This is a genomic window from Duganella caerulea, from assembly GCF_040362985.1.
In the GTDB taxonomy this organism is placed as follows: Bacteria; Pseudomonadota; Gammaproteobacteria; order Burkholderiales; family Burkholderiaceae_D; genus Rugamonas; species Rugamonas vulcania.
The window spans coordinates 50,864-59,580 of the sequence record NZ_BPWJ01000019.1 but is presented as its reverse complement, the minus strand read 5'-3'; the positions used below and the strand labels follow the sequence as shown (position 1 = coordinate 59,580).

Genomic DNA, 8,717 nt, shown 5'->3' with positions numbered 1-8,717 from the left:
GGTGGCCGAGCAGCTGGCCCTGCGCAACGTCGAGGGCCGCTTCCACACGCGGCGGGCGCTGCTGGCCGCCTTCCGGACGCGGGCCACGCTGCTGCCCCTCCGGGCGCGGGCCGCGCTGCTGGCCGGCTGGACGCGGTTCGCCGCTGCGCGGGCGCGCCTCCCCTTGCGGGCGTGGCTGGCCCTGCCCCGGGCGGGCGTTGGGCGCTTGTGGTGCGCGGGAGGGGGCGTTCTGCGTGCTGGCGGGCGTGCTGGACGCGCCTTTGGACTTGTTGCTAGCTTCTGACATTGTTTTTTACAAAGGTTTTGGCGCGGAAGTCGCGCACCGAATTATAATGCGCCTAATGGAAAACCCTACCCAATTCGTCCAATGGCTGCGCTCAGTCGCGCCGTACATCCACGCCTTCCGTGGCAAGACCTTCGTGGTCGCCTTCCCTGGTGAACTCGTGAGCGCCGGCGCGCTGCAGGTGCTGGCGCACGATTTGTCGCTGCTGCACGCGCTCGACATCAACGTCACCGTGGTCTATGGCTCGCGTCCGCAGGTGGCCGAGCAGCTGGCCCTGCGCAACGTCGAGGGCCGCTTCCACAACGGCCTGCGCATCACCGACACCGCCGCCATGGAGTGCGCCAAGGAGGCCGCCGGCGAGCTGCGCCTGGACATCGAGGCCGCCTTCAGCCAGGGCCTGCCCAACACGCCGATGTCGCACGCGGCGATCCGCATCATTTCCGGCAACTTCATCACCGCCCGTCCGCTGGGCGTGATCGACGGTGTCGACCTGGAGCTGACCGGCATCACCCGCAAGGTCGACGCCGAGACGATCCACTCCATCCTCGGCTCGGACGGCCTGGTGCTGCTGTCGCCGCTGGGCTTCTCGCCCACCGGCGAGGCCTTCAACCTGACCATGGAGGACGTGGCCTGCAGCACCGCCATCGCCCTGCACGCCGACAAGCTGATCTTCATCACCGAGACCGGCATGATGACCGACGCCGGCGGCGCCGAGATCCGCGAGCTGTCCTCGCACCAGGCCGAGGCCGTGCTGCAGGCCGGCTTCCTGCCGGACGCCACCGCCTTCTACCTGAAACACTGCGTCAAGGCCTGCAACAACGGCGTTGAGCGCTCGCACATCGTCTCGTTCGACATGGACGGCTCAGCGCTGCTGGAACTGTTCACCCACGATGGCGTGGGCACCATGATCTCGCACGAGAACCTGGAGTCGCTGCGCCAGGCCACCATCGAGGACGTCGGCGGCATCATCAAGCTGATCGAGCCGCTGGAGGCGGACGGCACGCTGGTCAAGCGCGGCCGCGAGCTGATCGAGCGCGAGATCGACTACTTCTCCGTCATCGACCACGATGGCGTGATCTTCGGCTGCGCCGCGCTGTACCCGTTCCCGGAACAGAAGATGGCGGAAATGGCTTGCCTGACCGTCAACCCCGAGGTGCAAGCCCAGGGCGACGGCGAGCGCATCCTCAAGCACATGGAGAACCGCGCGCGCGCCATCGGCATCCAGAAGCTGTTCGTGCTGACCACCCGCACCTCGCACTGGTTCCAGAAGCGCGGCTTCGTGCCGGCCACGGTGGACGCCCTGCCGAAGGACCGCCAGCGCATGTATAACTGGCAGCGCAAATCCCAGGTTTTGATTAAGACCTTATAATCACGTTTTACCTACCGCTTTAGGAGCAACACAGATGGCCCGCACCGTTCAATGCATCAAACTCAACAAGGAAGCCGAGGGTTTGGACTTTCCACCGTATCCGGGTGAACTGGGTAAGAAGATCTATGAATCGGTTTCCAAGGAAGCCTGGGCGGCCTGGCTGAAGCACCAGACCATGCTGGTCAACGAGAACCGCCTGAACCTGGCCGACCAGCGCGCCCGCAAATACCTGGCCACGCAGATGGAGAAACACTTCTTCGGCGACGGCGCCGACGCCGCACAAGGCTATGTGCCGCCAGCCGAGTAAGGTTGGAAACGCCGGCGGCGCCCGCCGCCGGCATGGAATTACATAGGCTTACACTGCTTCAGTTCGCATCGAGCCATGAAAACTTTGCCGTTTTCGCAAGTCATGCGATACACCTCGACCGGTCCCGGTTCGCTCACCAATCCCGCGCCCCAGCCGCCCGTGCAGCCCTGCTGCCTGGCCAGCTTCTCCACCGTCGCCGACGAGACGCCGGCGCGGAATGGCACTTTCTGGATTTCCACGCCGTCCACATAGGTCAGCGGCGTGCCATCGTCGGCCGTGGTGCGCGGCGCCGGCTTGCGTGGCGCGGGGGCTTCGTCGCGCGGCTTGCCCAGCGACGGCATCCACGCGCAGGAACTGAGCAGCATGGCGCCCAGCAGCGCGCCACCCATCCACAGCACCGGCCGGCCGCGGTTCATCAGAAGCTCAGCTTTTGCACGCCGTCCGCCGTGCCCAGCAGGCAGACGTTGGCGCCGCGCGCGGCGAACAGGCCGACCGCAATCACGCCGACGATCTGGTTGATCTGCTGTTCCAGCGCCACCGGATCGGTGATCGACAGACCGGCCACGTCGACGATCACGCCGCCGTTGTCGGTGATGAAGGCCTCGTCGGTGCCCGGCTTGAGGCGCAGCTTGGGCGTGCCGCCCAGCTTGGCCAGCGCGCGGGTGACCGAGGCGCGCGCCATCGGCAGCACTTCCACCGGCAGCGGGAACTTGCCCATCACGTCGACCAGCTTGGAACCGTCGGCGATGCAGACGAACTGCTTGGACACCGAGGCGACGATCTTCTCGCGCGTGAGCGCCGCGCCGCCGCCCTTGATCATGGCGCCGGTCCTGGTGATCTCGTCGGCGCCGTCGATGTAGACGGCGATCTCGGCGACGTCGTTCAGGTCAAATACTTCGATGCCGTGGCCGCGCAGGCGCGCCGCGGTCGCTTCGGACGAGGCCACCGTGCCCTTGATGCGGTGCTTGATCTTGGCCAGCTCGTCGATGAAGAAGTTGGCGGTGGAGCCGGTGCCGACGCCGATGATCTCGTTGTCCACCACGTAATCGATGGCGGCGCGGGCTACGGCTTGTTTCAGTTCGTCTTGGGTCATGATGTTTCTATAAGAGAGGGGAATTCAATCCCGCTATTTTAACGGATCGCCCCCGCCCGCCCCGCTTTTCCGCCAAAAATTGCGCACGGACAACACGCGGCGGGCGCCGGTGTCGCAGACTCGCACAAGCGCAGCGGACAAGCAACGTTGGTCGCCAGCGACGCGGCCGGATATGCGAGAATGATTGCAACGCAGCGCCCAATAACGATTGCGGGGGGATGAGACATGACGCCTACGAAAACAGTCTTGATTGTCGACGACAGCCGCGTATCGCGCCTGATGGCGCGCCAGTACATCGGCGCGCTGCACGCCGACTGGATCGTCGAGGAGGCGGCCACCGGCGAGGAGGCGCTGGTCAAGGCGCGCGCGGTCGGGCCGGACCTGGTCCTGATGGACGTCAACATGCCCGGCATGGGCGGCATCGCCGCCGCCGAGCAGCTGCGCCAGGAACTGCCCGCCATCCCGATCTCGCTGCTGACCGCCAACGTGCAGGCCGCCACGCGCGAACGCGCCACGCTGCTGGGCATAGGCTTCATGGAAAAACCCATCACCGAGGCCCGCATCGCGCAACTGCTGTCCACGCTGGAAGCGGCCTGATCATGTTCTCCCTGTCCGAGCTGGAGAACGACGCGCTGATCGAGATCTTCAACATCGGCGTCGGCCAGGCCGCGTCGTCGATGAGCGCCATCGTCAACGAGGCGGTGCACATGTCGGTGCCGTCGGTGAGCTTCATCAACCGCGCCGAGGCCGCGCGCCTGCTCGACGGCAAATCGGCCGAGCCGGCCGGCGCCATCTGCGGCGTCAGCCAGCACTACGAGGGCGCGTTCTCGACCGAGGCCATCCTCATGTTCCCCGAGGATAAGAGCCTGGAGATCGTGCGCCTGATGGTGGGCGAGGCGGTGTCGCAGAAGGAGCTCACCGAGATGGAGCAGGAGGCCATGTGCGAGATCGGCAACATCATCCTCAACTCCTGCGTGGGCACGCTGGCCAACATCTTCCAGCGCGAGCTGCAGGGCTCGCTGCCCGCGTACCACGTCGGCACCAGCGACGAGATCCTGATCGCCTCAGGCAGCCAGGCCGACACCGTGGTGCTGATGCTGCACATCGATTTCCTGCTGGAGAAGCACCAGATCCACGGCTACGTCGCCTTCGTGCTGGACGTCTCGGCGCTGCACGACCTCAAGGAGCAGATCAACCTCTACATCGCCCGCGCGATGGGCCAGGCATGATGAACAAGCTCACCGCAGCGCACCGCCTGCACCTGCTGCACAGCGTGCTGTGCGCGGTGAACCTGGGCGCCATCGTGCTCGACGGCGAACGGCGCGTGGTGCTGTGGAACGCGTGGATGATCAAGCATTCCGGCCTGGGCCACGACAAGGTGATCGGCGCCGACTTCTTCGCCGTCTGTCCCGGCCTGCGCGGCGGCCGCGTCGAGTCGGCGATCCAACACGCGCTGTACAACAACTTCCCGTCGCTGCTGTCGCAAACGCTCAACAAGGCGCCGTTCGCGCTGTACGCCAGCCCGGCGGCGGCCGCCCGCAACGAGCGCATCCAGCAGGCGGTGGAGGTGCGGCCGATCGCGGTCGAGGGCGCGGCGCGCCATTGCCTCATCCAGATCAACGATGTCAGCATCGCGGTCGCCCGCGAGAAGCTGCTGCGCGAGCAGGCCATGGTGCTGCGCACCCAGACCTTCGCCGACGGCCTGACCGGCATCGCCAACCGCCGCCACTTCGACGTGGCGATGGAGAAGGAACACCGGCGCGCCAAGCGCGGCGGCACGCCGCTGTCGCTGCTGATGATCGACATCGACCATTTCAAGGCCTACAACGACCACTACGGCCACCAGAAGGGCGACCAGTGCCTGATCCAGGTGGCGGCCGCGCTGGCGTCCATGCTCAGGCGGCCGTGCGACCTGATGGCGCGCTACGGCGGCGAGGAGTTCGCCATGATCCTGCCCGAGACCGACGTCGAGCAGGCCACCCTGATGGCCGAGGCGATCCGCGCCCGCACCCAGGAGCTGGCCATTCCGCACGAGCGCAACAGCGACGCCGGGCAGCAGGTCACGGTCAGCATCGGCATCGCCACGCAGCGGGTGGACGCGCCGGCCGGCATCGAGGCGCTGATCGGCGCGGCCGACCGCGCGCTCTACCTCGCCAAGCGCAACGGCCGCAACCGCACCGAGGCGCTGCTGCCGGCCTGATATCCGGCGCGGCGGGGCTGTGCTAGAGTGGCTGGGGTCATGCAAAAATAACCATATTCCCGGAGAGCCATGAAAATCTTCACACGTGCCAGCGCCGGCACCGATCTGCTGCGGCTGGTCTTATGCGCCATCCTGTTCACCCACGGGGCCTACCGCTTCTACGAGGGCAGCAGCCCCATTCTCGGCCAGATCCTGGAAGAGCAAGGTTTCCCGCACGGCAGCGGCACCTGGCTGGCCTACGCCGTCAACCTGACCGAGACGGTGGGCACCGTGCTGCTGGCGCTGCGCCTGCTGACCTTGCCGGTGTGCGCGGCGCTGACCGTCATCTACACCACCGGCATCATCCTGTTCCACCGCCACAACGGCTTCTTCGTGGTCGGGCCGGGCACCGGCGGCTGGGAGTACAGCGTGCTGCTGATCACCTGCCTGCTGGTCACCGCCTGGGAAGAGCTGAAGACCCGGCGCGGCCTGTCCGATCAGGTCCAGATGCGGTAGATCCAGTAGCTTTCGTCTTCGGATTTCAGCATGCGCGCCAGCTCGTGCGGACTATGGCCGGTGATCTCGCGCGCTTCGCGGCAGAAGTGCGCCTGGTCGGCATAGCCGCCGCGCGCGGCCACGTCGGACCACACCACCCGTCCGGCCAGGAACTCGTCGCGGGCGTCGAAGAAGGATTGCTCGGCGCGCTGCAGGCGCAGCAGCTTGCGCATCGGCTGGCCGGCGCGCGCCTTGATGTGGCGCTCGATGCTGCGCACGCCGCGGCCAAGCGCGGTGTCGGCCACCTGCCACGCCAGGTGGCGCACCCAGTCGCCCGCCGTCGCACCGGGCCCGCCGGGACGCGCGGCCTGCCAGCGCGGCGTCAGGAATGCTTCCAGCACCGCCAGCCGCGCGTCGTCGGCGGCGGCGGCCAGCACCGCGTCGGACATCGCCTGCCACTCCGGCCCCAGCACACGGTCGACCGCGTCCCAGCGGTTGACCCAGGCCGGCACGTCCAGGCCACTCAACGCGTGCATGGCCTGCGGATAGAAACACACCATCAGCATCCGCACCGGGCCCGGATTGTAGGTGGCCATGGGCCGCGTCTGCGGGCCGACGAACACCGCGCGGATCGCGGCCTTCGGCATCCCCGGCGGCTGCACCACCTCGGCCTCGCCCTCGATAAACCAGGTGATCGAGCAATGCGGCGTGGCGGGGTAGTGATTGAAACGGTCGGCCGGATCGGTCAGCGGCCGCTCCACCGTGCTGCGCGTGACGCAGGCGCGCACGCAGGAAGCCAGCGCGAAGGGCGGCACGATCAGGCGCGTCAGGGATGGTTCGGTGTCGGACATTTGCAAAGTTTATACCAAAGCTGTCGCAAACGTTCAATACGGGCCGGCGGCGGCACGGCATAGTGACGCTATCGTCACTCAAGGAAGCCGACATGGAACACGCCATCACCGCCGCCCCCACCCTGCGCACCGTCGAGAGCCTGCCGGGACCTCGCCCCTGGCCGCTGCTGGGCAACCTGCCGAACATGCGGCTCGATAGCATCCATCGCGATGTCGAGGAATGGAGCAAGCAGTATGGCCCCGTATTCAAGATCAACATCGGCAACGTGCCCATGGTGGTGCTGGCCGGGCATGAGCTGGTCAACGCCGTGCTGCGCGACCGTCCTGACGGTTTCCGCCGCCCTTCCATCACGGCCGAGGTGTCGAATGAAATGGGCGGCCGTCCGGGTCTGTTCCTGGCCGAAGGCGCGGCGTGGCGCAACGAGCGCCGCATGGTGATGACCGCGCTGGCGCCGCACGCGGTGAAGGCCTACTTCCCATCGCTGGTGAAGGTCGGCCTGCGGTTGCAGCAGCGCTGGCGCCAGGCCGCGCGCGACGGCAGCGCCATCGACCTGACCGAGGACCTGAAGCGCTTCAGCGTCGACGTGATCGCCGGCCTGGCCTTCGGCACCGACGTCAACACCATCGACGGCGGCGAGGACGTGATCCAGCGCCACATGGACGCCATCCTGCCCGAGGTGTCGCGCCGCTCGTTCGCGCTGTTCCCGTACTGGCGCTACGTGAAGCTGCCGCGCGACCGCCGCCTGGACGAGAGCGTGCGGCAACTGGACAAGGCGGTCGACCAACTGATCGCCACCGCGCGCGCCCGGCTCTCGGCCGAGCCGCACCGGCGCGGGCATCCCGCCAACCTGCTGGAGGCGATGATCTGCGCGGCCGACGAGGGCGACAGCGGCGTCAACGACATCACTGTGGCGGGCAACGTCACCACGCTGCTGCTGGCCGGCGAGGACACCACCAGCAACACGCTGGCGTGGATGCTGTACCTGCTGCAAAAGAATCCGGCCGCGCTGCGCAAGGCGCGCGAAGAAGTGCAGCGCGTCGCGCCCGACACGGCGGCATTCAGCATCGAGCAGATGGACGCGCTGGATTATCTGGACGCCTGCGCGCAGGAAGCCATGCGCCTGAAGCCCGTGGCGCCGTTCCTGCCGCTGGAGGCCTTGCGCGACAGCGTGGTCGGCGACGTGCGGATACCCAAGGGCGGCATGGTGTGGTGCGTGATGCGCAACGACAGCGTGAACGATAGCCATGTGGCGCAGGCCAACCAGTTCGATCCCGAACGCTGGCTGCGGAAAGGCGACGGCGCGATGAACAAGCATGTGTCGATGCCGTTCGGCGCGGGCGTGCGCACCTGCCCCGGGCGCTATCTGGCGCTGCTGGAGATCAAGCTGGCCAGCGCGATGCTGCTCAACAGCTTCGACATCGCCTCGCTCGACACGGTGGACGGCAAGGAGCCGGACGAGCTGATGGCCTTCACGATGTCGCCGGTGGGCTTGCGCATGCGGCTGCGCGATCGGGTCGAGTAAGCGGCATGCTGCACAAGGTCCATCGCATCGGAGCCTGCGTGCTGGGCGCCTTCCTGGCGCTGCACCTGTTCAACCACCTGCTGGCGATCGGCGGCCCGGAGGCCCATATCCGCTTCATGGACGCGTATCGCGTGGTGTACCGCAACCGCGTGATTGAAGTCGTCCTGCTGCTGTGCGCCGCCAGCCAGGTTGCCAGCGGATTGACCTTCGTCCGCCGCCGCTGGCGCGACCGGTATCAGGGACTGGACCTCTTGCAGCTCGGTTCAGGACTGTACCTGGCGTTCTTCCTGCCGGTGCACGTGGGCGCGGTGCTGGCCGGGCGCATGCGGTTCGGGCTTGACACGAACTTCTACTACGCCGCAGCCGGCATGCACGTGCCGCCGTATCGCTACTTCTTCATGCCCTACTACTTCCTCGCCGTGCTGGCGGTCACGGTCCATCTGGCGCGGGCGCTGCACTGGCTGGCGCATGATCGCCTGAGCGCTGGGACGCTGCGTATCGCCAAGGTGCTGCTGGCGGCGGGCGGCTTCGCGGCCGCCACGCTGATCGTCGCGGCCTTCTCCGGCGGACTGCATGACATAACAGTGCCGCCGAAATATCTCGCCACGTTCCGCTGA

Annotated in this window: 11 protein-coding genes and 1 pseudogene; 8 read left to right on the top strand and 4 right to left on the bottom strand. The window is 67.1% G+C overall.

The genetic code is table 11. The features are described 5' to 3' along the window. Window positions 1–286, bottom strand: a pseudogene (locus ACUJB0_RS30840) (hypothetical protein); the annotation flags it as partial. A 55-nt stretch (window positions 287–341) separates the two neighbouring features. On the opposite strand from ACUJB0_RS30840, the gene argA reads away from it, so the two are divergent. Together argA and ACUJB0_RS30830 are read left to right on the top strand one after the other, a co-directional pair. Further along, complete coding sequence (gene argA / locus ACUJB0_RS30835) at window positions 342–1,652, top strand: amino-acid N-acetyltransferase (protein WP_161093287.1); 1,311 nt, start codon at window positions 342–344, stop codon at window positions 1,650–1,652. Between the two features lie 34 nt (window positions 1,653–1,686). Then, a complete protein-coding gene (locus tag ACUJB0_RS30830) occupies window positions 1,687–1,959 on the top strand; it encodes an oxidative damage protection protein (RefSeq protein WP_117011551.1) in 273 nt (90 codons plus the stop codon). A gap of 38 nt (window positions 1,960–1,997) precedes the next feature. Here the strand turns inward: ACUJB0_RS30830 and ACUJB0_RS30825 are convergent, their stop codons facing one another. Next, window positions 1,998–2,375, bottom strand: coding sequence for a hypothetical protein (locus ACUJB0_RS30825; protein ID WP_444848599.1), 378 nt, complete (start codon window positions 2,373–2,375; stop codon window positions 1,998–2,000). After that, window positions 2,375–3,052 (bottom strand): ribose-5-phosphate isomerase RpiA, encoded by a 678-nt coding sequence (gene rpiA, locus ACUJB0_RS30820; protein WP_444848598.1) that lies wholly within the window; start codon window positions 3,050–3,052, stop codon window positions 2,375–2,377. The genes ACUJB0_RS30825 and rpiA overlap by 1 nt, the downstream gene beginning before the upstream one ends. A gap of 225 nt (window positions 3,053–3,277) precedes the next feature. Between rpiA and ACUJB0_RS30815 the strand changes: the two genes are divergently transcribed. The 4 genes from ACUJB0_RS30815 to ACUJB0_RS30800 all read left to right on the top strand — a co-directional run bounded on the left by ACUJB0_RS30815 (window position 3,278) and on the right by ACUJB0_RS30800 (window position 5,747). Next, window positions 3,278–3,649 carry a response regulator gene (locus tag ACUJB0_RS30815; RefSeq protein WP_117011554.1) on the top strand — a complete coding sequence of 124 codons (372 nt, stop codon included), beginning with the start codon at window positions 3,278–3,280 and terminating at the stop codon, window positions 3,647–3,649. A 2-nt stretch (window positions 3,650–3,651) separates the two neighbouring features. Beyond that, on the top strand, window positions 3,652–4,281 hold the full coding sequence (locus ACUJB0_RS30810; RefSeq protein WP_444848597.1) for a chemotaxis protein CheC: 630 nt from the start codon (window positions 3,652–3,654) through the stop codon (window positions 4,279–4,281). After that, entirely contained in the window at window positions 4,278–5,252 is a 975-nt protein-coding gene (locus ACUJB0_RS30805; RefSeq protein WP_444848596.1) for a GGDEF domain-containing protein, read from the top strand. Before ACUJB0_RS30810 ends, ACUJB0_RS30805 begins: the two co-directional genes overlap by 4 nt. Window positions 5,253–5,321: 69 nt before the next feature. Next, window positions 5,322–5,747: a DoxX family protein gene (locus ACUJB0_RS30800; protein ID WP_444848595.1), complete on the top strand. Its 426-nt coding sequence runs from the start codon at window positions 5,322–5,324 to the stop codon at window positions 5,745–5,747. On the opposite strand, the gene ACUJB0_RS30795 is transcribed toward ACUJB0_RS30800, so the two are convergent. After that, window positions 5,729–6,577, bottom strand: coding sequence for a DUF6597 domain-containing transcriptional factor (locus tag ACUJB0_RS30795; RefSeq protein ID WP_444848594.1), 849 nt, complete (start codon window positions 6,575–6,577; stop codon window positions 5,729–5,731). The genes ACUJB0_RS30800 and ACUJB0_RS30795 overlap by 19 nt on opposite strands. Window positions 6,578–6,669: 92 nt before the next feature. Here ACUJB0_RS30795 and ACUJB0_RS30790 point away from each other — a divergent pair, with 92 nt between their 5' ends. Further along, window positions 6,670–8,100: a cytochrome P450 gene (locus tag ACUJB0_RS30790; RefSeq protein ID WP_444848593.1), complete on the top strand. Its 1,431-nt coding sequence runs from the start codon at window positions 6,670–6,672 to the stop codon at window positions 8,098–8,100. Between the two features lie 5 nt (window positions 8,101–8,105). After that, window positions 8,106–8,717 (top strand): hypothetical protein, encoded by a 612-nt coding sequence (locus ACUJB0_RS30785; protein WP_444848592.1) that lies wholly within the window; start codon window positions 8,106–8,108, stop codon window positions 8,715–8,717.